At 72.3% G+C, this 23,056-nt stretch carries 16 protein-coding genes; 6 read left to right on the forward strand and 10 right to left on the reverse strand.

Going from position 1 to position 23,056, the window contains the following annotated elements:
- Nucleotides 1-137: 137 nt before the first annotated feature.
- Genes OG870_RS40030 through OG870_RS40040 form a run of 3 tightly spaced genes read left to right on the forward strand, consistent with a single transcriptional unit; the run spans nt 138 to nt 2,700 of the window.
- Complete coding sequence (locus OG870_RS40030) at nt 138-1,574, forward strand: S8/S53 family peptidase (protein WP_266591869.1); 1,437 nt, start codon at nt 138-140, stop codon at nt 1,572-1,574.
- A gap of 59 nt (nt 1,575-1,633) precedes the next feature.
- Nucleotides 1,634-2,209, forward strand: a complete 576-nt coding sequence (locus OG870_RS40035; protein ID WP_266591870.1) for an RNA polymerase sigma factor — start codon at nt 1,634-1,636, stop codon at nt 2,207-2,209.
- 17 nt (nt 2,210-2,226) lie between these two features.
- Nucleotides 2,227-2,700 (forward strand): hypothetical protein, encoded by a 474-nt coding sequence (locus OG870_RS40040; RefSeq protein WP_405625709.1) that lies wholly within the window; start codon nt 2,227-2,229, stop codon nt 2,698-2,700.
- Nucleotides 2,701-2,758: 58 nt separating this feature from the next.
- Here the strand turns inward: OG870_RS40040 and OG870_RS40045 are convergent, their stop codons facing one another.
- A complete protein-coding gene (locus OG870_RS40045) occupies nt 2,759-3,556 on the reverse strand; it encodes an N-formylglutamate amidohydrolase (RefSeq protein WP_266591871.1) in 798 nt (265 codons plus the stop codon).
- Nucleotides 3,557-3,642: 86 nt separating this feature from the next.
- Between OG870_RS40045 and OG870_RS40050 the strand changes: the two genes are divergently transcribed.
- Nucleotides 3,643-3,984: a DUF5713 family protein gene (locus OG870_RS40050; RefSeq protein WP_266591872.1), complete on the forward strand. Its 342-nt coding sequence runs from the start codon at nt 3,643-3,645 to the stop codon at nt 3,982-3,984.
- Nucleotides 3,985-4,050: 66 nt separating this feature from the next.
- Nucleotides 4,051-5,154: a DNA glycosylase AlkZ-like family protein gene (locus OG870_RS40055; RefSeq protein WP_266529131.1), complete on the forward strand. Its 1,104-nt coding sequence runs from the start codon at nt 4,051-4,053 to the stop codon at nt 5,152-5,154.
- Here OG870_RS40055 and OG870_RS40060 read toward each other — a convergent pair.
- From OG870_RS40060 to OG870_RS40070, 3 genes are read right to left on the reverse strand one after another with little or no spacing between them, the layout of a single operon-like run.
- The gene (locus OG870_RS40060; RefSeq protein WP_266591873.1) at nt 5,093-5,695 is read right to left on the reverse strand and encodes a TetR/AcrR family transcriptional regulator; all 603 of its coding nucleotides are present in this window, start codon (nt 5,693-5,695) and stop codon (nt 5,093-5,095) included. The genes OG870_RS40055 and OG870_RS40060 overlap by 62 nt on opposite strands.
- A 10-nt stretch (nt 5,696-5,705) precedes the next feature.
- Complete coding sequence (locus tag OG870_RS40065) at nt 5,706-7,151, reverse strand: MFS transporter (RefSeq protein WP_266591874.1); 1,446 nt, start codon at nt 7,149-7,151, stop codon at nt 5,706-5,708.
- A gap of 33 nt (nt 7,152-7,184) precedes the next feature.
- Nucleotides 7,185-7,586, reverse strand: a complete 402-nt coding sequence (locus tag OG870_RS40070) for a DUF3291 domain-containing protein (protein ID WP_327691994.1) — start codon at nt 7,584-7,586, stop codon at nt 7,185-7,187.
- 102 nt (nt 7,587-7,688) lie between these two features.
- Here OG870_RS40070 and OG870_RS40075 point away from each other — a divergent pair, with 102 nt between their 5' ends.
- Nucleotides 7,689-8,309, forward strand: a complete 621-nt coding sequence (locus tag OG870_RS40075; protein ID WP_266591876.1) for a MerR family transcriptional regulator — start codon at nt 7,689-7,691, stop codon at nt 8,307-8,309.
- 23 nt (nt 8,310-8,332) lie between these two features.
- Here the strand turns inward: OG870_RS40075 and OG870_RS40080 are convergent, their stop codons facing one another.
- From OG870_RS40080 to OG870_RS40105, 6 genes are read right to left on the reverse strand one after another with little or no spacing between them, the layout of a single operon-like run.
- Nucleotides 8,333-9,634, reverse strand: a complete 1,302-nt coding sequence (locus OG870_RS40080; RefSeq protein ID WP_266591877.1) for an NAD(P)/FAD-dependent oxidoreductase — start codon at nt 9,632-9,634, stop codon at nt 8,333-8,335.
- Nucleotides 9,613-10,377, reverse strand: coding sequence for a 4'-phosphopantetheinyl transferase family protein (locus OG870_RS40085; RefSeq protein WP_266591878.1), 765 nt, complete (start codon nt 10,375-10,377; stop codon nt 9,613-9,615). The genes OG870_RS40080 and OG870_RS40085 overlap by 22 nt, the downstream gene beginning before the upstream one ends.
- Nucleotides 10,374-12,179 (reverse strand): acyl-CoA dehydrogenase family protein, encoded by a 1,806-nt coding sequence (locus tag OG870_RS40090; protein ID WP_266591879.1) that lies wholly within the window; start codon nt 12,177-12,179, stop codon nt 10,374-10,376. The genes OG870_RS40085 and OG870_RS40090 overlap by 4 nt, the downstream gene beginning before the upstream one ends.
- Complete coding sequence (locus OG870_RS40095) at nt 12,179-13,867, reverse strand: acyl-CoA dehydrogenase family protein (RefSeq protein WP_266591880.1); 1,689 nt, start codon at nt 13,865-13,867, stop codon at nt 12,179-12,181. The genes OG870_RS40090 and OG870_RS40095 overlap by 1 nt, the downstream gene beginning before the upstream one ends.
- Nucleotides 13,864-15,483, reverse strand: a complete 1,620-nt coding sequence (locus OG870_RS40100; RefSeq protein WP_266591881.1) for a PfaD family polyunsaturated fatty acid/polyketide biosynthesis protein — start codon at nt 15,481-15,483, stop codon at nt 13,864-13,866. The genes OG870_RS40095 and OG870_RS40100 overlap by 4 nt, the downstream gene beginning before the upstream one ends.
- Nucleotides 15,484-15,513: 30 nt before the next feature.
- Nucleotides 15,514-22,980 carry a beta-ketoacyl synthase N-terminal-like domain-containing protein gene (locus OG870_RS40105; RefSeq protein ID WP_266591882.1) on the reverse strand — a complete coding sequence of 2,489 codons (7,467 nt, stop codon included), beginning with the start codon at nt 22,978-22,980 and terminating at the stop codon, nt 15,514-15,516.
- Nucleotides 22,981-23,056 lie beyond the last annotated feature (76 nt).

Genomic DNA, 23,056 nt, shown 5'->3' on the forward strand with positions numbered 1-23,056 from the left:
CGAGAACCGAGTCGCTTCCCGCTGTCACTCCACGGATGGTAGTGGCCCTGGTTGCGCCCCACACCGGTTTGGTGCTGTATCAATCGACTGCCCCGAGACTCTGATTGACGACTGTCGCCTCAACGGGAGGACACGCCATGGCACCTCAGCGATTCCACGAGCAGTTCGACCAGATCCAGCGTTCGATGCCCGACGTCTCCCTGGCCATGGGGCCCGACGACGCGGCGGAGTTCATCTACGAGAAGGGTGTGGTGCTCGCCCGTGACGGTGAGGAGGCGCGCCTCGTCGAGGACACCGTGCGCACGCACTTCACCGAGGCGACCGGACTGACCGCCGACCGTGTGCAGCGGGTGAGCCCGGAGACCAACCGCTCGGGCATCACCCGTATCCAGGTCGGCGACCCGGGCCACGGCGACCGGCGCGGCGACCGGGCCGTCGCGCACGCCCTGCGGGCCCTGCGCGCGCAGGAGGGGCGCGCCGAGCGCCGGCTGGTCAGCCGCAACCACGTGGTGTCGATCGCGGTCAACTCCTGTCCGGGCGACGAGCCCGTGCCGGCCCCGCTCACCCAGGGCACCAACCCGGCCGCGGCCGAGGCCGGCCATGACGCGGACACCGCCGTCGGCGTCCTGGTCATCGACAACGGCCTTACGCACGACTACGGAATGGTCCCGCTGCTCGCCCACGTCCAGGGCGACCTGCACGGCGTCGAGACCGACGAGCAGGGCAACCTGCTGCAGTACGTCGGCCACGGCACGTTCATCGCCGGGCTGCTCGCGGCCGTCGCACCCAACACGAACGTCACCGTGCGCAACACTCTCAACGACGCGGGCGCCATCCTGGAGTCCGACTTCGGTCAGCGGCTCTTCGACGCGGTCGACGAGCACGGCTGGCCGGACATCATCAGCCTGTCCGCCGGCACCTCCAACGGCCGCACCGACGGCCTGCTCGGCGTGGAGAGCTTCATGCAGGCACTCCGCGGGCAGCGCACCCTGCTGGTCGCGGCGGCCGGCAACAACGCGAGCGCCACCCCGTTCTGGCCCGCCGCCTACGCCTCCCTGCCCGACTACTCCGACGTCGTGCTGTCGGTCGGCGCGCTGCGCGGCGACGGCGAGTACGGTGCCTGCTTCAGCAACCACGGCTCCTGGGTGAACGCGTACGCCCCCGGCGAGCGCCTCACGAGCGCTCTGACCGGCTTCGACGCGCCCGTGCCGTACCTCTACCAGCACTCCACGTACGAAGCGTGCCGGTTCGGCTTCGGGTACGCGTGCACCTGCCAGTACCCGCGCCACACCGGTGCGTTGAGCGAGGCGGGCACCCCTTCGTCCGCCAAGGCGGACCAGGTGATGTTCGAGGGCTACGCGCACTGGAGCGGCACCTCGTTCTCCGCTCCGGTGGCCGCAGGCATGGTCGCCGCCTACATGACCGCCAACAAGATGAGCGACGCCCGCGCCGCCCGAGTGCAACTGCTCGCGGCGAACACCGGGTTCGCGGAAGTACGCGGGGCGCACGTACCGGCGCTCCGCCCGGCCGGCTGGCGCCCGGGCCCGGTCGTACAGCTCTCACCCGGAGCATGAGGTCCGGAACGGCCCCCTCCACGGCGTACGATGACTTGCCGTACACGAGGGGTGGGGCCGTGGACCGAGCAGATGTCGGCGCGTTGGTCCGGACGGCCGTCGACGGTGACGCGGCGGCCTGGAAGGCGCTCGTGGAAGGGCTGAGCCCACTGGTGTGGTCGGTGGTGCGCTCGCACCGGCTCTCCGACGCCGACGCGCACGAGGTGTACCAGACGGTGTGGTTCCGCTTCGCCCAGCACCTGGGGCGGATCCGCGAACCGGAGAAGGCGGGGGCGTGGCTGGCGAGTACCGCGCGCCACGAATGCCTGAAGGTGCTCAAGAGCTTAAGGCGGCTGACCCCGACGGACGATCCGCAGCTGCTCGACCGGGTCAGTGAGGACCGTACGCCCGAGCAGTCGTTCCTCGATCTGGAGGACGCGGCGGCCGAGACCGAGCGGATCCGGCATCTGTGGCAGGAGTTCGAGGAACTCGGCGATCGTTGCAGGCAGTTGCTGCGGGTCCTGATGGCCTCGCCGACGCCCAGCTACCAGGAGGTGTCCTCGGCGCTGGGCATCGCCGTGGGCAGTATCGGACCGCTCCGCCAGCGCTGTTTGCGGCGCCTGCGGGCACGACTGGAAGCACGGGGGGCGGTGTGAGGGACATGGACGACGACATGAGTGACATGAGCGGCGAGGACGCCTTCGACGGCGAGGACCTGGGTTTCGACCTGCTGGAGGAGGAACTCCGCCGGGCCGCGGCCATCCTGGACCCGGTGCCGCCGGAACTGCGCCGCCTCGCCGTCGAGGCCTTCGCGCTGCACGACCTCGACGCCCGCATCGCCGAGCTGACCTTCGACTCGGTGGTGGACGCCATCCCCGTGCGCGGCGCGACGGACGTACCGCGGATGCTCACGTTCCACGCGGGCGGGGTGACCGTTGACGTCGAACTGACCGCGCAGGGCCTGATGGGGCAGGTGCTGCCGCCGCAGACCGCCGCCATCGAGGTGCTCAGCGGCCCGCAGGCCGGTTCGCCGCTGGAGACCGACACCATGGGGCGCTTCACCTACGACGAACCCCCCGCCGGTCCCTTCGCCCTGCGGCTGCGGACCGGCGAGGGAGTGCTCGTCACGGACTGGGTGACGGCCTGACCGCGGATCCCTCGGCCGCGCCCGGGCGGCTGTCGCGCGGGAGTGCGCCGGGCCGAGGTCAGCCCGACACGGCGTCGACGAGCGTGGCGAGCGCCGAGGCCAGCCGGGTCAGTCCGGGGCCGGTCGGCCCGCCCGGCTCGGTCATGTACGTGTCCCGGCGGATCTCCACCATCAGCGCATCGACGCGCGGCTCCTTCCCGTAGAACTCCAAGGGCACGTACGTTCCGCTGAACGGGCTGTCGAGCCCCGTCTCCCCGCACGCGTCGAACGCCTCGCGCGCCGCCGTCGACAGCTCGGACGGCGTGTGGAAGGAGTCCGTGCCGAGGCAGACCGGCGGACGGGGGCCCGCGCCGTGCAGCTCGTAGGGCAGGGGCGCGCTCGGGTAGGAGTGGACGTCGATGATCACAGCCCGGCCCGTGGCCGCCAGCCGGTCGGCCACCGCCTCGGTCATGGCCCGCGCGTACGGCCGGAAGTAGCGGTCGATCAGCGGCTCGGGGTCGGCGTCCGCGGGCCGCAGCACGTCCCGGTGGGTGGTCCGGGTGTAGACCGCGCCCATCCCGACGGAACTCATCTCCTCCCGCTCGTCCGGGAAGCGCTCCGGGTCGACGACCAGCCGAGAGAGCCGGTTCACGAACCGCCACGGCGCGACGGCGCACCGCTGCGCCGCGGCATCCGCCAGCTCGGCCGTGTGCGCGTCGGTGATGTGGTCCAACTCGCGCTCCAGCGCCGCCTCGTCGAGCACGATGCCGGCCCGCACCTCGGCCGGTATCCGACGCGCCGAGTGCGGCACGTGCAGGATCACGGGGGAGTGGGGGGCGCCGGGCAGGAGCTGGAAGGGCGGGGTGTCAGGGGTCATGCGGCAGGCTCCCGGGCGGGCGTTGTCAGTGGCGTGGTGCACGATCAAGGTGTCACATCGGACGTCCAGGAGGGCGGGGGACCAGCGTGCCCGTCAGCAACCAGCAGGTGCTCACACACCCGTTTCTGAAGGCCCTGTACCGGGACGGCTACTACCAGGACCACCTCGTGGACCGCGGCAGGGCGGTCCTGCTCGCGCTGTGCGAGCGCATCGAGGCCGAGGGACCGGCCGACCTGGAGGCGCTGTACGTCCTGACCCAGGCAGCCACCGAGGAGTTCAACACCCTGCAGGACGCGTTCTGGGAGGCCGACAGCGACATCGAGACGGTGGCGCGCGAGGAGATAGCCGAGGACTTCTGGTTCGTCGCTCAGGCCTACGGCTTCGAGGGCGCCGACGTGGAGGAGCTGATCGCCACCCGAGACTGGTAGCCGATCGCCTCCCGGGACCGGGGAGGGCACGGCTCATTGTCAGACCCGTCGCCTAGCCTCGTTCGCATGACCGTCCACGAGCTTTCGCGCACCGACGCCCGCCGCATCGCCGTACGCGCCCAACTCCTGGACGGCTCACGGCCGGGCGGGCTGCTGGAGCTGGTGCGCGGGCTGACCCTGCTGCAGATCGACCCGATCGCCGCCATCGCTCCCAACGCGGACCTCGTCGCCTGGAGCCGGCTCGGCTCGTCGTACGCACCGGCCGAGCTGAGTGCCGCCCGCGAGAAGCGGTCGCTGCTGGAGCTGCAGGCGATGATCCGGCCGGCCGAGGACCTCGCGCTCTACCGCGCCGAGATGGCCGAGTGGCCCGAGCGGGGGACGCCCTCGTCCTGGCGCGAGTACCACCGCACATGGGTGGAGGCCAACGACGCGTGTCGGCGAGACATCCTCGAACGGCTCGGTGCCGAGGGGCCGTTGCCCTCCCGGACCCTGCCGGACACCTGTGCCGAGCCGTGGAGGTCGAGCGGCTGGACGAACAACCGCAATGTCACCAAGCTGCTCGAACTCATGGTGCAGCGGGGCGAAGTGGCCGTCGCGGGCCGCACCGGAGGCGACCGGCTGTGGGACCTGGCCGACCGCGTCTACCCCGGCATCCCCCCGATCCCGGTCGAGGAGGCGCTGCGCATCCGCGACGAACGGCGGCTGAGTGCCCTTGGCATCGCGCGCGCCCGCGGACCCGAGTGCCAGGTCGAGCCGGCGGACGTGGGCGAGGCGGGTGAGGCCGCTGTCGTCGAGGGTGTCCGGGGCAAGTGGCGCGTGGATCCTGCCCAGTTGGGCCTGCCCTTCGAGGGGCGGGCAGCACTGCTGTCACCCTTCGACCGCCTCGTCCACGACCGCAGGCGCACGACCGAGCTGTTCGAGTACGAGTACCAGCTGGAGATGTACAAGCCGTCCGCCAAGCGCCGCTGGGGCTACTTCGCGCTGCCGATCCTGTACGGCGAGCGGCTGGTCGGGAAACTCGACGCCGCTGCCGACCGCAAGGCCGGGGTGCTGCGCGTCAACGCCGTCCACGAGGACGTGCCGTTCACCGAGGCCATGCGAGCCGAGATCAGCCAGGAGATGGCGGACCTGGCCCGCTGGCTGGAGCTGGAGCTTCTCCTGCCGGCTTGAGGGCTGAGCAGGCCCACTCCCACGCCCGGTGCCCCGGCGGGAACCCCATCGTCGTCAGGGCGCCCAGCAGCATCCCGCAAGCCATGAAGGCCGAGGTCTCGGTGGTGTCGGCACCCAGTGGCGCGTGCACCGTCTCCCACAGCCCGGTCCAGCCGGCCCGGATCGCCTCGCCGAGCGTGTGGTCCCCCTCCGCCTCGGCGGCGGCCACGGCGACGTAGGACTGGAGTTGCATCGCCAGCCGGTCGGGCCGCTCCGTGATCAGCCGGGTGTAGGCCTGCGCCATGGCGCGGCGGGCCTCGGCGCCTTCAAGGCCCCTGGCCGCCGCCTCCATGACCAGGCGGGTGTCCTCCAGGGACCTGAGCGCGGCGGCGACGAAGATCGCCTTCTTGTCGGGGAACAGCCGGAACAGATACGGCTGCGAGACGCCCACGCGCCGGGCGATAGCCCCGGTCGAGGTGGCGTGGTAGCCCTGTTGCGCGAACTCGGCCAGAGCCGCGCGCACCACGGCCTCCCGTCGTTCCGCCGCGCTCATCCTCACCATGCGGACGGGTTCACCCCTCCACGTCCGCCGGGCGGGGCCGGCGCGGGATGCCGAGGGCGCACAGCGCGCCGCCGAACACCACCGCCACGCCGACCCACACCGCGTGGTGCAGCCCGTCGATGAACTCCTGCGGGCTCTGCGTGCTGCCGTACGTCACGAACACCGTGCTCAGCACCGCGATGCCGAGCGCGCCGCCGATCTCCCGCACCGTCGTGTTGGCGCCGGACGCCTTGCCCGCGTGTTCCTGGGCGACCGAACCGAGCACGACGGCCGCCGTCGGCGCGAACACGAAGCCCATGCCGATACCGGCGACGACCATGGGGCCGACGAGGGAGGAGTACGCCGTGTCGGTGTCGGCGACCAGGTTGATCCAGCCGAGGCCGACACCCTGAAGGAACAGCCCCAGCGCCATGAGCCGGCCGCCGCCGACCTTGTCCGTCAGCAGCCCGGCGACCGGGGCGACGAACATCGGCATCAGGGTCCAGGCGAGGGTGCGGACACCCGCCTCCAGCGGGGTGCGCGAGGGCACGATCTGGAGGTACTGGGCGAGCAGGAACAAGGAGCCGAAGACGCCGAAGTACATGGTCGCGGAGACGATGTTGGTGAGCGTGAAGGCGCGTACCTTGTAGAAGGAGAGGGGCAGCATCGGCTGCGGGGTGCGGGCCTCCCAGACGACGAAGGCCGCCAGCAGTACGGCACCGGCCGCGAACGCCCCCAGCACCTTCGCCGAGGTCCAGCCGTCGGTCTCGCCGTGCACGATGGCCCACACCACGGCGCACAGGCCGGCCGCGGCCAGCAGCATGCCCGCCAGGTCCAGGCGCACGGCGGGCAGGGAGCTCTCGCGCAGGGCGAAGAGGACCAGCGGGATGGCGATCACGCAGACCGGCACGTTGATCCAGAAGATCCACCGCCAGTCCAGGCCGTCGACCACCGCGCCGCCCACCACCGGGCCCATCGCCACGGCGAGCCCGCTGACCCCGGACCACACGCCGAGTGCCATGCCGCGCAGCCGCTCCGGCACCGCGTGGGAGAGCAGGGTCAGCGACAGCGGCATGACGGCCGCCGCGCCGAAGCCCTGGATCGTGCGGAAGGTGATCAGCTGCGTGCTGGTGTCGGCCAGGCCGCAGCCGATGGAGGCCAGCGTGAAAACGGCGATGCCGAGCACGAAGACGCGGCGGCGGCCGAACCGGTCACCGAGGGCCGCGCCGGTCATCAGCAGACAGGCGAAGCTGAGGACATAGGCGTTGACGAACCACTGCAACTGCTGGGTGGACGCCTTCAGGTCGACGGCGAGGGTGTGCAGGGCGGTCGACACGACGAGGTTGTCGAGCGCGACCATGAACATGGGCACGCTGCACGCCACGATCGCCAGCCAGAGCGGGATGCGGCGGGCGGCGGGTGCCGCCGGTGTGTCGACCGGGTCGGCGACGGCCGGGTTCTGTTCGGACAGGGTCATGGTGGGATCTCTCCTGGGAGCCGGTGGGGGGGATCAGGCGTCGGTGGGCTGCTGCTCGGCGAGCCGGCGCCGGGCGTCCGTCCAGTCGATGGGCAGGTCGGCCGCCTTGACCTGCCAGAAGGTGAAGACCGAGTCCTTCATCGTGGAGCGCAGCCCGGTCATGATCGAGCGGTGCGGCTCGGTCTTCGCGTACGTGTACAGCGCCTCCTTGTCCTGCCAGGCCGACAGGGTCCAGAAGGTGCGCTTGAACGGCTCCGCGATCAGTGAGGCGCCGTACGCGCCGGGCGCATTGGAGACCTGCCTCCACGCGGCCAGGGACTTGAGGAAGAAACGCGGCACGTCCTTGAGAGAGCGCACCTCCAGACGGGAGGCCATGACGAACGCCTGGGCGTCCGGTGCGGGGGTGGAGACGGTGGTCCAGGGCAGAGTGGGCATGGCTGCGGCCTTCTCCGGCTGCTCGGAGGGATAGAATTAGATACCTCTACTATCCAGACTAGACAGTGAAGGTATCCAATTTCCAGAGCGGAGTCGATTCCGATGCGCATGTCCGAACTGAGCCGCCGTAGCGGCGCCTCGGTCACGACGATCAAGTACTACATTCGCGAGGGCCTGCTCCCGCCCGGACGGCAGACCGCCGCGACCCAGGCCGAGTACGACGATCAGCACCTGCGCCGGCTGCGCCTGATCCGCGCCCTCGTCGGCGTGCGGGGCCTGCCGGTGAGCACCGCCCGGGACGTGCTGAACGCCCTGGCCGAGCACACCGACGACACCCACCGCGTCCTGGGTCTCGCCCTCGGCGCGATCCGGCTGGCCGAGGAGCCCGCGGAAGGCTCGCCGGAAACGGTCGAAGTCGACGAACTGGTCAAGGAGTTGAACTGGAACGTGCACCGGGCGGCACCGGCCAGGGCCGACCTCGCCGAGACCCTGACCTCGCTGCGCACCCTCGGCGCCCCACTGGACCTGCGCACCCTGCTGCCCTACGCCCGCCTGGCCGAACAGACGGCCGCTCTCGACCTCGACCAGCTCGACGGCATTCAGGACCCGTTGGAACTGGCGGAACGGGCGCTGCTGCTGACCGTCCTCCTGGAGCCCGCGCTGCTGGCACTGCGGCGCATGGCCCAGGAGAACGAGTCGGCGCGACGGCACGGTGAGCACTGAACCGCCCCTGGAATCCGTCCGGTTCAGCCCAGTTCGCGCAGCAGCTGGGCCGCCGCCTCCGCGCCCGCCGCGAACGCGGCCTCGTGCGAGCCGATCTGGTCCGGGCCCAGCTGCTTGGAGTGGAAGTAGGACCCGCACAGCTTCACCCGGGTGCCCTCGTTGGCGTCGTAGATCACCGACTGCCGCTCGCGCAGAGCCATGTCGATGACCGGGTGGGTGTAGTCGAACTCGGCGAGGACCGAGGCGGCGTCCACCGGGCCGGGCGGGTCGAGGGTGACGAAGTAGTCCCGCTCGGCCGTGAAGTCCTGCAGCTGGTTGAGGTAGTAGGTGACGAAGCAACGGGTCTCGCCGTCCACCTGGCGTTTGCCGTAGTTCCAGGACATCCAGCTGTCCCGGTCCGTGGGCATCAGGGACGGGTCGGTGTGCAGGACGACCCGGGAACTGCTGTACCGCACCCCTTCCACCGCCGCCCGCTGGGCGTCGGTGGGCTTGTGCAGCAGGGCGAGGGCCTCATCGGCGTGCGTGGCGAGCACCGCGTAGTCGAACCGCTCCGTACCGGACGCCGTGGTCACGGCGACGTGATCCTGCTCCTGCCGCACGGCGACCGCCGGAGCGGAGACGCGCAGGTCGGGGCCGGTCGCCGCGAGGGCCTTGCGGACGTAGGAGATCGAACCGCCGCCCACCGTCCGCCAGTCGACCCGCTGCCCGCCGAGACCGCCCTCGTCATGGCCGACGAAGAATGCGATCACCGTCGCCGCCGGCATCTCCCAGATCAGCTCGGCGGGCACCGACCAGACCGCCGAGCACAGCATGATCAGGAACGAGTGGCGGAACTCCTGGCTGTAGCCGCCCTGGTCGAGGTAGGCGCCCAGCGACATGTTCGCCCGGCCGCGCACGAAGTCCCGGCGGCTCTCCTGGTGGAAGCGGCGCGCCTCCCGCCAGACCGTCGGGAAGGTCGGGTGGTCGGCGGCGTAGCGCTCCTCGATGGCGGACTCGTCCCACTCGAGTTCCTCGGTGCCGAACTCCAGGCCGCTGTCGAGGTCGAAGAACGTGAAGCCGCCCGGGTGGGCAACGGTCTCGACACCCAACTCGTCGAAGAAGGCGGTCAGTTGCGGGTAGTAGCGGCGATTGCAGACGATGAACGCCGTGTCCAGGCCGATGGTCCGGCCGTTTTCCTCGACCTCCACCGTGTTGGCGTGGCCGCCGGGCCGGTGCTCGCGCTCGAAGATCGTGATGCGGGCGCGGTCGCGCAGGTGGTAGGCGGCGGACAGGCCGGCGGGGCCGGCCCCGATCACGGCGACGTTCAGCGGGGTGTGCTCGGGCATGGCAGGTCTTCCTTCCGGGGGAGATGCGGCATGGGGGGCGTGGTCTGCCGGCCCCAGGCGGGGGAGCGGTGGCGAAGGGTGCCGCCGCCCTCGGTCGCCACGGCGATGAGGTGGTTCGGGTAAGGGCGCAGCAGCTGGAGCTGCCATCCCGCGGCGGTGGCCGGCCGGCGGTGGTCGGTGACGGAGAACCGTCCGGCACCGGTCCGCCGGAAGTGCACGCCTGCCGGGCCGTCGGCCAGTCCGACACCGAGGCCCTTGAGATAGGCCTCGGTGAGCACCCATCGGTTGGTCGGGTCGAGGTCCGAGACGGCGGACCGGTAGGGGCCGGACCGGTCGGCGGTGTCGAAGTAGGCGCTCACGAAGCGCGTCTTGTCGGGGTCGAAGGGGACGCGCTCGACGTCCACCCCACAGGCCCGGCCCTGCGTGACCACGCACACGATCAGGCCATCGGTGTGCGACAGGTTGAACCGCAGTCCGTGATCCGGGCGGGGCTCGGGCCGGCCGGTGCGGGTGAGGGCGAACTGCCAGGTGTCCGGCGGCAGTTCGGCGCGGATGCTGAGGGCGAGTCGGCTCAGCAGGCGCCCGCCGAGGAAGCGCCGCCGGGAGGCCGGGCGGCGCAGCCGGTCGTGCCGCTCCCGCTCCGTGGAACTCAGCAGCGCGGTCCCGCCCATACGGGAGGCCAGCTCCGCCACCCCCTGCTCGGGCAGTGTCCACACGTCGATCGCCCGCGTGTCCTCGCTCACCGGGCTTCCGCGCACCGGGCCCCCTCGGCGGGGGCGGTGCGCTCCGCCAGGGTGATCGGCCAGTGCGACAGCAGCCGGTTCTCGCCATGCAGCCGCGTGAGTACGGTCAGGACCTCGTCGGCGGCGGTCGGGTCGCGGTAGGGCTCGTACGGGTGGAACTGCCGGTTCAGCCGCTCCAGTTGGAGCAGCAGCAGGGCGGCACTAGGCAGCGGGACGACCATCGACTCCTGCGAGTGGACATAGGTGTGCACGCACGCGGCGGCCGCGTGCACCAGGCAGTACTCCTGCGCCAGGTCGAACAGCTCGGCCGAGGTGGCGTACCCGCGGCCCAGCTCCGCCCGCAGCCGCTGCGCCTGCTCCTCCAACGGGCCGAGCCTGCCGAGGAGCCCGCCGGCCACGTCGGCGGCGAGCAGCAGCCGGTCGCGGTCCTTGTCGGCCGCCCGGTCGGCGAGCACCCGCAGCCGTACCAGAGCGTCGGGTGCGGCCAGGATCGCGTCGTCGAGGCCGCGGCTGGACAGCTCCTGCAAGTGCGGCCGGTAGAGGGGAAGTTCGGCGTCCATGGCGTAGAGCACGGCGGTGCGCTCCGCGGCCTCGCGGCGCAGCTCCGGGCTCGCCGCACGCGCCCTCTCCAGGAGGGAGGCCAGCTGGTGGCCGATATTGCGCAGATTGACGACGGTGTTGCCGTCGGCGACGTTCGTGACCATCAGGTCCCGCAGCATCTTCTGGTGCATGCCGAAACGGGGATGCGTGCGCAGGAACGTCCGCGCACCGAGCACCACGCTCAGCCGGGAGTGCGTCTGCTCCAGCAGCGTCGGCACCACGTACTTGGCCACCGACGACCACACGCTCACCTGCGCCGGCGAGGCCTGCACGCTGCGCACCGCGCCCAGGCACACCGCGTCCGCCACCATCAGGTCGGCGAAGCACTCGGCGAGTTGGCGCCCGGTGTACGGGGACTCGATCACCGGGGTGTTGAACAGCACCCGGTCCTGCGCGAACTCCAGCGCGGTGCGCAGCGAGGTGTCCACGCCCGACAGGGCGAGGCTGAGGATCACCACCCGCGCCGTCTGACTGGTCTTCAGGGCGATCTCCAGTCCCTGCCCCTCGGCCCCGATGCGGTCGGACTCGGGCACGAACACCCCGTCCATCCGCAGGCCGCTGAGATCCAGGGCCCGCACGCCGTGCAGCTTGAGCAGCGGCGTCTCGCGCAGCGTCTCGGCCTCGGCCCGCCACTTGTCGACGACGAGGATCGAATAGTCCCCGGCGCCCCCGCGCGGCCCGGTGCGGGCGAAGACGACCATGCGGTCGGCGAACGTGGCGTTGCCGATCGGCCACTTCTCACCGGTCACCCGGTAGCCGCCCGGCACCTTCTCCGCGACCACCTCGTTGCTCAGCAGATCGCTGCCGTGCGCGGCCTCGGACAGCCCCCACGCGATGCTGACGCCCCCGTGCACGTCGTCGATCTGCCGGCGCTTCTGCTCGTCGGTGCCCGCGATCCACACCGGCGTGAACGCGGCGTTGGTCAGACCCAGCGCGATCGCGGTCGCCCCGTCCCGGCGTGCGACCAGCCGCATCAGCGTGAACCCGGTCTCCGGGTTGCCGGCCTTGCCGCCCTGCTCGGCGGGCAGCCCGTAGTCGAGGAAGCCCCAGCGGTGCAGCATGCTGACGAAGGCGTACGGGAAGCTGTCGCGCTCGTCGTGGTCCAGTACGGCGGGGAACGACATCCGGCTCGCCGGGTCGCGCGGATCGCCGAGGTACTGTTCGAGCCGCTCGGCGAGTTCGGTCAACTCGGCCTGGGACATCAGGAGTTCTCCATCCGGTGCGAGGCGGGAGCGAGAGGGACGGGCAGGGCGGTCAGCAGCCGGTTGTCGCCGGTGAGCGCCAGGGTGGTGTCCAGGGCGGGCAGCAGGTCGGCGCCCGCGCGGCGGGGATCGACGCCGTCGGCGCGGGCCAGCAGGAAGGCGAGGGCCGCGCGCAGCCAGCCCGGGTCGCCCGGCTCACCGCCGTACAGCGAACGGCCGCGGTTGGCCCACCACAGGTGCACACACGCTGCGGCCGCGTGCAGCCACGCGTAGCGCTCGGCCAGGTCGACCAGGGCGGTGGGGCAGGCGCCGGGCCGCCGTACCGCGGCGGCCTCGCGCTCCAACATGGCCAGCGCGTCGCCGAGTTGCCAGACAAGGGCCGCGGTGCGGTCCTCCAGGAAGTCCGAGACGTCGGGCAGTTGGCCCGTCACGGGATCCGCGCCACGGACGACCAGGTCCAGCCGGGCCGGCTCGTAGGGCGGCAACTCGGCGTCAAGGTCGAAGATCTGACGCAGGGCGTCCTGATCCGCCGCGTCCGCCCGCCTGGCGAGCGAGGGGATCTGCGCCGCGTACGCGCGCAGGTTGGCCAGCGGGCTGGCGTCGATCACCCGGACCACGGTCACATCACGCTGGAGCTTCTGGAACAGCCCGGCGCCCGGCGCCTGTTCGCGCAGCACCGAGCGGGTGGCGAGGACGCCGGCGCAGCGCCGCACCAGTTCGTCCGTGGACTCCGCCACCACATGCTTGGCGGTGAGCGCCCAGACGCTGAACGACCCCGGGGCGACATGGATGCCCCGGGCGGCGGCCAGCGCCACCGCGTCCGCGGCCAGCAGTGCCGCGGAGGCGATCGCCAGGTCCCGGCGTGCGTGCGGTGATTCGGCCAGCGGCCGACCGGCGACCCGCCGCTCGGCGGCGAAACCGAGCGTCAGTCGCAGGGCGGTGTCCGCGCAGCCGAGGCTGCCGGCCATGCTCATCAGGCGTACGGCCTGCTGGGCGAGGACGGCCACTTCGAGCCCCTCACCCTTCTTGCCGACCAGCGCGTCGTCGGGAACCCGCAGCCCGGTGAAGCGCAACCGCGCGGTGTCCACGCCCCGCATGCCCCCGGTGCGGGCGCCGGGTTCACGGACCAGCCCCTCACTCTCCGGGTCCAGCAGGAACGCCGAGAACGCCCCCGGGCCGCGCTTGCCGGTGCGGGCGAGCACATAGACGGCCTCGCAGCGCAGGCCGTTGCCGACCATCCACTTCTCGCCGTACAGCCGGCCGTCCTCGTCGAGCCGCACCTCGCCCGACAGCAGATCGCTGCCGTGGTCGGCCTCGGTCAGCGCGAACGCCACTGAGCCGCCGCGGGTCAGGATGCCCGCCACCCGCCGCCGCTGCTCCTCGCTGCCGTGCAACTGGAGGCAGGTGGCGGCGATGATGCTGAACATGGTCCCGGGCATGACGTTGACGTCCCGGCGGGCCGCGGCGCGCACCAGGGTCATGCTGTCGGCGAAGGAGGCGAGGGTGCCGCCCCACTCCCTGGGCAGGTAGTTGAGGTGGAAGCCCGCCGAGACGAGCGTGCGGCACAGCTCGTCCGGGTGGGCGTCGGCCTCGTCGCGGGCGACGGCGGCCGCGAAGCCGTACGGATTGGCAGGGTCGTCGGGATTCCCGAGGAGCTCCTCGACGGCCTGTGGCGTCAACTCGTTCATCGGGCGGCCTCGGTGAGGGCGGGCAACTCCAGGGGCACGGGCTGGTAGTCGGCCGCGGCGGACGGGATGGTCACGCCCGCGGTGGCCAGCTGGGCGAGGCGGGTGTGGAAGGCGGCGCCGCGCATGAGGTGGTGCGCGACGTCGGCGACCGTGCGGTTCTCGGGGGAGCTGAGGTAGCTGCCGGCGACCCAGGCGTTGAAGCTGCCCATCGAAGGGCCGCACCAGATCTGGTAGTCGGCCGTGCGGTCGGCCTCGCCGGTCACCGCCCAGCGCGAGGCCATGCCCAGGTACCAGCGGAACACCAGCGCCATCCGGCGCTTGGGGTTGTCCGCGGCACGCGCGAGCTGGTCCGGGTCGCGGCGGCTGAAGTACGCCACGCACTCCTGCCAGATCGCCTCCAGCGGGCGGCGGAACAGCTGCGACTCCAGCCGCGCCCGCTCCTCCGCGGGCAACGCCTCCAGGCCGTCGTAGGCCTGGTAGAGGCGGTACAGCTGCTGGGCCCGCATCCCGAACATCGAGCCGCGGCGGAGCACTTGCAGCTCCACACCCATCTCGAACATGTCGGCCGCGGGCGCCATCACGCAGTCCGTGACCTCCGCCTGGGCGAGCAGCGCCCGGGCGGCCGGTGAGGTCCCCGACTCCAGGCAGGACTGGTTGACGGAACCGGTCACCACGTAGGCCGCGCCCATGGTGAAGGCGGCGGCGACGGCCGCCGGGGTGCCGAGGCCGCCCGCCGCACCGACCCGGATGGGGGTGGCGTAGCGGTGTTCGCGCTGGATGTGGTCGCGCACGCGCAGGATGACCGGGAAGAGGGCCGGCAGCGGACGGCGGTCGGTGTGGCCGCCCGAGTCGGCCTCCACGGTGATGTCGTCCGCGAGCGGCACATGGTGGGCGAGCTGCGCCTGCTCCGGGGTGACGAGTCCCTCCCGCAGCAGGGTGTCGACCAGTGCGGCCGGGGCGGGGCGCATGAAGCGTTCGGCGGTCTCCGCCCGGGACACCTTGGCGATGACCCGGTGCTCGGCGACCACCCGGCCGGACGGGTCGCGCCGCAGCCCGGCCAGCCGGTAACGGACCAGGTGCGCGGTTAGCCCGAGGTACGCGGAGGCCTCCACGCACCGCACACCGTGCCGCAGGAACAGCTCGACCGCCTCGCGCTCCAGCCGTTCCTCGCTCGGGCTGTGAATGAGGTTCACGGCGTAGGGCAGCCCGGGGATCTCGGTGGCGAACCGGCCCAGCACCTTCGCGATCGTCTCCGGCAGCAGGCCCGCCGCGCCGAAGGAGGCGAGGAAGCCCTGCCGGGCCAGTGCGATCACCAGGTCGGCGGAGGCGATCCCGCCGGCCATGGCGCCCGCCATGTACGACTGCCGTACGCCGTGCGCGGACCGGAACTCGGCCGAGCCGAGCCGCTGCGGCGGCAGGGCGGGTACGGCGGCCAGGACGGCGGGGCCGTTGCCGCCGGGGCCGGCCGTGCCGCCCGCGACAGCGCCGATCCCGCGCGCCGTCGAGACGATGAACCCGGGCTGCTCCACCTGGGCCAGGGCCTGGTGGATTCCGGCCGGGTCGACGCTCGGACATCCGTGTCCGGACCAGCGGAGAGGGTCCTGTGTCGTGCTCATGGGTAGTCAAACTCCTCGGCTGGGGCGACGTCAGTCGGCTTCGGGACGGACTTCGATGGCTACGTCGGTGAGTTCGTAGATGCGCAGACCCGGCTTCCACAGGTCCGCGTCGGCGATCACCAGCAGCCGGCCGGCCTCCCTGCGGACCTCCTTGACGTGCACGTCGAAGAACAACTCGCGGTCGTCGCGCAGGATCTGGCCGCGGTACTTCCACTGGGTCTCGACGCCGGTGGCCATGGCGAAGCGCGGCCGGGCGATCCCCTCGGCGAGGTTCCCGTCCAGGACGAACAGGCGCATCGCCTGCAGCACCGCTTCGACGCCCAGCGAGCCCGGCATCACCGGGTCCCGGTGGAAGTGGCAGTCGAAATACCACTCGTCGGGGCGGAGGCTGCGGTGCCCGTGCAGATATCCGGCGCCGTAACGGCCGCCGTCGGCAACCAGATCGACCCGGTCGACCAGGTCGAACCGACCGTCGGGCAGACGCAGCTGACCGCCCGCGGGATCGCGGAAGACCGGCGAGTCCTCGCCCAGCTCGATCCGCTTCACCCGGTCGGCCGCCGGCTGCTCGGCCTCGATCCACGTTTTGCGGTACGTGCCGTTGTCCAGGCCGACCTGGTTGGACAGGGCGGCGGCGTTGAAGTAGCCGAAGAGGGACTCGCCGGTGTAGAACACCTCCCCGTCGGCGCTCAGTTCGTACGAGAAGTTCTGCAGTACCGCACCGGAGATGACACTTGTCATCAGCAGCTTCGAGTGGTGCCGGATGGTCTTGCCGCGCAGGTCGATGTCCTTGACCAGGGTCGCCCGGCCGTCGAGGTTACGGATGGCGTACTCCTCCTCGGGCTGGCGGAGCGTGGCGCCCAGGTAGTAGCCGAGGAAGATCGCCGCCTGCAGCGAGCTCTCCATGTAGACGCAGTTCGGCATGTACGGCGAGGAGTTCTCGCGGTAGTACCAGGCGTCCTCCGGTGAGTCGTACTCGGTGGCCATCTCCGCGCCTGGACTCAGGTCGCCGCGCTCTCCGGTGAGGGACATGACCCGGTCGACGAACTGGAAGTCGCCGTTGGGGATGTAGGGGGCGCGGGTGGTGCGGTAGATCTCGAACTCCGGGCCCATCGCCATGTCCAGCAGGCCCTTGGCGGAATGGGCCAGATGGAGTTCGTTGATCATGGCGGCTTCGCCGTTGCGGTTACGACGGCCCAGGAACTTCGGCACGCCGCCGATCTCCGGCCGGTACGGCGTGCCGGGCTTCTCCACGATCTGCAGACCCAGGTTCTGCATCCGCACCACCGGCTTGTCGCCGAGGTAGACGAGGACGTCCGCGATCACGGTCGGCCGCGGCAGCAGCGTCAGTTCGGTGACCTCGACCTCGTAGCGGATCTCGGCGTCCTTCGGGGTGACCTGGCCGCGCACCTGGACGTCGATCCGGCGCCCGGTCACCGTCTGGAAGCGGGCGTCCGGGAGCGTGAGATGCATGCCCTGGTGCATCAGGTAGATCTGCAGCAACTGGACCGCGCCCTCGGCGATCAGCGAGCCGGCGAGCACCGGGTCGTCCGGGAAGTGGCAGGTGAAGTACCAGCCGTCCGGCTGAAGGCGCTTGACCGCGCCGATCGAACCGAGCTCGCAGGGGCCGCCCTTGCGGTCGATGGTGACCTCGTCGACCATGCGCAGCCGTTCGTCCGGCAGCCGCAGCGCCGGGTTGATGCCCGGGTCCTGCGCGTGGTCGGGGCCGAAGACGTCGCCGGGCCGGCCCTGCGCCAGGAGTTCCAGGTCGTGTGCGTCGAGTTGGTGCTTCCGGGCGTACGCCAGCGGCTTGAAGGTGCCCTTGGGCAGCGCTGCCCTCCGGGCGCGGTCCTTGTCGTTGAGGACGACACCGAGCGGGGTCTCCAGCTCCCGCTTGCTGAAGAACCCGGCGCAGGCGTCCTTGAGTTCGAGGATCAGCTCCCCGTCGGCGTAGCAGTGGTAGCTGAAGAAGAAGATCGTGGTGTCGCCCTGGTGGACGAACCGGTCGATGGAGATCTCGTAGCGCAGGGTCTGCCCGGTCGTGGGCAGTCCGCCGTGGAAGATGAGCGAGCTGTCGAGCAGGCGGTAGACCCGCTCGCCCTTGTTGCGGAAGTCGATGCCGAGATAACTGACCAGCAGCAGGTCGCACTGGCCGGACTCCACCGTCACGGCCGGGGGCACCCCGCCGTCGACGGCGTACCAGGCGTCCTCGGGGACGTCGTACTCGGTGGTGATGCGGGACGGCTCCAACACCCCTGGCCTGGCGTCCAGTTCGGTGACGCGGGTGACGAAGTGGTAGGGCGGCGCGGGCAGCCGCACCCGGGCACCGTACGTGTCGATCTCGGCGAAGTCGGGGCCGAAGACCTTGGCCACGGAGCCGGTGGCGAACTCCAGCAGGGCAGCCTCGTCCCAGACGACGCCCTCGTGGACCGTGGGGGGCTCCTGGGCGGGGGGCACCTGCGTCGGGGGCGCCTGAGGGAGGGCCGGGGCTGAAGTGGGCGTGGCAGGAAGGGGGTTGTGGGAGGCCGGCCGGTCGAGGGGAGTCTCGGTGCGGCGGGGAGCAACGGTGCGGCCGAGGGGAGTCCGGGTGCGGCCGAGGAGGGTCTCGGTGCGGTCGAGGGTGGCCTCCTGGAGCACCCGATGGGTTTCCATCACCACCTCGTGGGCGGCCAGCATCTCGCGCCGCAGGTCCCGCACCAGGTCGGCGACGGGGCCGCGGTCGGCGGTGGTGGGGGCGGAAGGCGCAGGCGGACCGGCGAGCGGGGGCGCGGTCACGGCCGGGGTGGCGGCCACCGGCGGCTGCGGGCCGCCCCAGGCGAGGACCGTGACCGGATCGCCGTCGAAGGTGATCACGTCGGAGACTTCCAGGGTCGGGTCGGCGGGCATGTCGGCGGACTCCTCCGGCGGGACGGAAAGGACGGGCACGGGGGGCAGATTCGGCGCGGTCGCCGGGACGGCGGGGGCGGCGGACGGTGCCGGGGTTGCCGGGGCGGCGGGTGTGGGCGTGGTGGAGGGCGGCGGGGCTGGCGGGGCGGCGGAGGCAGGGACCGTGGGCGTCTTCGAGGCCGTCGGAGCGACGGAAGTCGCGGCGGACGGTCTCGCGGTCGCGGGAGCGACAGGTGCGTGGACGACAGGTGCGCGGACGACGGGTGCGTGGATTACGGGCGCTTCGGCGCGGCGGGCACTCGGTGGGGCGGCCGTCTCGCGGGGCGGGTGAGCCGGCGTCGTGCGCTCCGGGCGGCCGGTTCCCGACAGCGCGGCCACGGCTTCACGGGCGATGCGCTGCGGGATGGCCTCTCCCTGGCCCACCCGGATGGTGGGCAGACGGCGGGCCTTCGCGGGCTCTGCGGCCGGCCCGAGCAGGGCGGTCAGGTCCACCGGCAGACCGTGGCCGACGAGCCGGGCCGCCAGGTGGGCCAGCGGTGTGGTGGCCGGAACGCCCCGGCGGTCCACGCAGGCCGCCACGTGCGGGGCGTCGCCCAGGGTGTCCCGGATCCAGCGCGAGCAGGTGGCGCCCGGGCCGACCTCGATGAAGTAGCGGTAGCCCCGCTCGTAGGCCGCCCGCACCAGGCGCGGGAAGTCGATCTCGGAGCGCAGGGTGTGCGCGATGCGCCGGGGGGACTCGGCCAGTCGGTCGGCGTGCAGGGGCTGGTAGTCGTAGGCGCTGAACAGTTCCAGGCCGCCGATCGAGCCGAGCGGATAGTCGTTCATGCGGGCCAGGGCGTCGAGTTCGGGGTCCACGACCGGGCAGTGCATGACGACGTTCACGGGAGAGCGGGCGGCCGGGCAGCCCAACTCCGCGATGAGCGCGCGGCATTGGGTGGGGTCGCCCGCGATCACCAGTTCCTGCGGGGTGTTGACGTGGGTGAGGTGGACGCGGTCGTAGCGGGTGAGCGCCTCGTGCACCGGCTCGGTGGGGGACAGGAGCACATGGGACGCCCACACCTGGGCGTCGGGCGTCTGCTCGGACAGACCCCACGACTCCCGCACCGTGCGCCGCGGTCCGCACAGCCGGTCCTGGAAGACCGGGCTGTCGCTGATCAGGGCGTCACTGCGGCCGGACGGGTCCCAGCCTCCCGTCGCGAACAGCATGCTCGACTCGCCCAGGCTGTAGCCGAACCCGCCGTGCGCGGTGACGCCGAGCACCTCCCGCACGAGCGCGGTGTAGAGGATCGAGAAGCTCGTGCCGGTGGCGAGCATGAACGGGACGTCGTCGCCGAGCCGTTCCTCCAGCCGCATCAGGCCACGCCGGTCGAGTGCTTCCAGCGTGCGGGGGTAGAGGTGGGCGGCGCGCAGCATCCGGGCCGGCTCGGCGGCCTGCCGCTCGAAGCGGTCGAGCAGGCCGGGGAAGGCCCGGAACAGGTCGGCGCCCAGGCCCGGGTAGCTGTTGAAGGCCCCGGGGTAGACCAGCGCGACCTTGCCGGAGGGGCCGATGGGCCGCGGCGTGAAGAAGGAGCCGGCCGGAGTGGCCCACTCCCTGCCCTCGGCGTGAGCTGCCGGAACATCGCGGATCGCCAGCTCCAACTGCCGTATCAGCGCTTCGCGTTCGCCACCGACGAGCACGATGCGCAGCGCCCGTGCCTCCAGATTCTCGGCGGCCTCGCGCGCCAGCACCCGCGGGTCGGCCCCGTCGGTGAGCAGCGCGCGGTGCCGCTCGGCCTCGGCCAGCAGCCCGTCCGGTGTGTCGGCGGCCAGCGCCAGCAGTACGGGACCGCCCGCGCGCTGCCAGTCGGCGGCGGGACGGGGACGTTCGGCAGCCGGTACGGAGGACAGCACGACGTGGGCGTGGGAGCCGCTCGCGCCCACGATGTCCACGGCGGCGTGACGACGGTCCTCGGACCGCTCCCGCAGCCAGGGACGCGAGGCGTCGGGCACGTAGAACGCGGAGTCGGCGAAGAGCTCGGTGAGGTCGTCGGCGGGGCGGCGCCAGCCGGGCGTGCCGGGCAGATAGCCGTGCCGGACGCACAGCGCGGCCCGGATCAGACCGGCCAGCCCGGCGGCGCAACCGGTGTCGCCCAGCTGGGACTTGACGCTGCCGAGCGCCGTGCTGCCGGATCCGTGCCGGTAGACCCGCGACAGGGCGGCGACCTCTCCGCGGTCGGCGTCGGCGGTGCCACCCGCGTGGGCCTCCAGGTATCCCACGTCGGCGGCGGCGACCCCGGCCTCCTCCAGTGCCGACGTCGCGGCCTCGGCCAGGGCGTCGGGTGTGTCGCCGTAGCGCACCGCGACCGCGTCGATCCGGGCGTGCACCCGGCCCGGCAGCGCATCGGCGCGCGTGACGACCATGGCGCCCGCACCGTCGCCGACCCGCCGGCCACGGGAGTCCTCGTTGAAGGACAGCCCCGCCTCGGCGGCCGGCAGGGGGCTTGCCAGCAGGCTTTCGGCTGAACCCGCCAGATCCACGGCGCCGACCAGCACCGCCTCCAACTCCGGGTCGAGCAGCAGCAGTCGGGCGACCTCCAGAGCCTCGGCGGTGCCAGCGCCCTCGGCCGAGAGCGTGAACGAGGGGCCGGTGAGGTTCCACCGGGACGAGATCCGCCCGGCCATGACATTGCCGATGTAGCTCAGGACCTCGTTCGCGCCGATCGGGTCCACCACGGCGTCCCGGGCGACCTCGGCGAGTGCCGCCCGCTGCTCCTCGGTGAGCTGGATCCCGGCCCGGTCGAACTCGGCGCGCAGGAACGCCGCAAGGCCGTACCGGCTCAGCCGGGCGTGCGTGTACGGCTCCAGTTCCGCGGCCACCACGACTGCCACCCGGCGTGGGGCGGGCGTGTCGCGACCCCCGGTGCCGAGCCGGAACCCGGCGTCACGCAGGGCCTCGTCCGCGACCCTGGTCATCAGGGCGTGCTGCGGGTTGTAGATGCGCAAGTCGGCGGGAGGAACGCGGAGTTCGGCGGGGTCGACCTCGACACCGTCGACGAACGCGCCGTGCGGTGCGGTGAGTCCGGCCTGGTCGAGGGTTCCGCCCTCGGTGGCGTCCAGGCCCCGCCAGCGCCGCTCGGGCAGCGGCCGTAGTGCGTCCTCGCCGCGGTGGACGGCGCGCTCGAAGGCGTCCAGGGTCTCCAGCGAGCCGTAGGAAGCCCCGAGGCCCACGACGTCCAGCGCGGGCAGCGTCCTGGGCTCGGCGCCGGCGTGCTCCGCCGTGTCGGGCGCGGCGGAGAGCACGATGTGCGCGTTCGTGCCGCCGAAGCCGAAGGCGGACACCGCCGCCCGTCGGGGACCCGGGGTCTCGGGCCACGGGCGCGGGGAGCGGACCAGGGTCTGGGCGCCGACCTTTCCGTCCGGGGAGCTGATCGGCTCCGCCACTCCGACGGTCGGCGGGATGGTGCCGTCCGCCATGGCCAGCACGACCTTGAGCAGGCTGCTCAGTCCCGCGACGGTGAGCAGATGCCCGATGTTGCCCTTGACCGACCCGAGCAGCGGCACCGGGCCGTGCGCGCCGAAGAACTCCGCGACGGACTCCGCCTCGGTCGCGTCCCCGATGGGCGTGCCGGTGGCGTGGCACTCCAGGTAGTCGACGTCGGACGGGTCGACGCCCGCGTCGGCGTACGCCCGGGCCAGCGCGTCGAGCTGGCCGTTCTTGCGCGGTACGAGGGGGTGGCGGCCGGCGCCGTCGTTCGACAGGCCGATGCCGTCCACCACGGCGTGGATGCGGTCGCCGTCGCGTAGCGCGTCGGCCAGCCGCTTCACCGCGACCATGCCGGCGCCCTGCCCGGTGACGATGCCGCCGGAGCGGCCGTCGAGGGGCTGGCTGAAGCCGTCCTCGGGGTAGGCGTGCAGGTCGGAGAAGGACAGGTGGATCAGGGTCGGGTCGGGTGCGCAGACGGCGCCCGCCAGCACCACGTCCGCCCGGCCGGAGGCGAGGTGACCGCAGGCGAGGCTGAGGGCGTACAGCGCAGACGAGCACGCCGCGTCCAGGCAGTAGCGCGGTCCGCCGAGACCGAGGGCGGCGGCGGTGACCGCGGCGGGCGATCCGCTCACCCGCAGGTTCTCGGGAACGATCGCGTCGCGGCCCACCAGCGGGCGCGCCCCCGGCAGCCCCGCGAGCTCGGGCAGCCCGGCCCGGCGCAGCCCGGCCAGCACGGCCTCCTGCGCCAGCGGGACGCTGACCTTCGCCGAAGTCGGCGTAGGGAACGAGTAGTTGCCCATGACGAGGCCGGTGCGGGCCAGGATCTCGGGGCGGTCGGCCAGGCCGCAGTCGCGCAGTGCCTCGCGGGCGGTGTGCATCGACCAGTGGAAGAGGCGGTCGAGACGGGAGAGGCGGTCGGCGTCCAGGCGGTAGCCGGCCGGGTCGAAGCGGAAGTCCGTGACGAAGCCGCCGCGACGGGAGGTGATGCGGTGGCGGGGGTCGAGGTCACGCTCGTCGAGCGATGCTCCGAAGACCTCCTCGCCGCCGTCACGCCGGCTGTCCGTGCCGGCGCGGAGGTTGTGCAGGAAGTCGTCCGGGGTGTGGGCGCCGGGGAACAGGCAGGAGATCCCGACGATGGCGAACTTGCTCATTGCAGCTGTCTCCTCCAAGGGGCCGGGTCCGGCGGGCGGTCGGGGAAGGCCGTCCGCCGGACCCGGCGGTCCGTAG

The organism is Streptomyces sp. NBC_00461 (assembly GCF_036013935.1).
Lineage (GTDB): Bacteria > Actinomycetota > Actinomycetes > Streptomycetales > Streptomycetaceae > Streptomyces.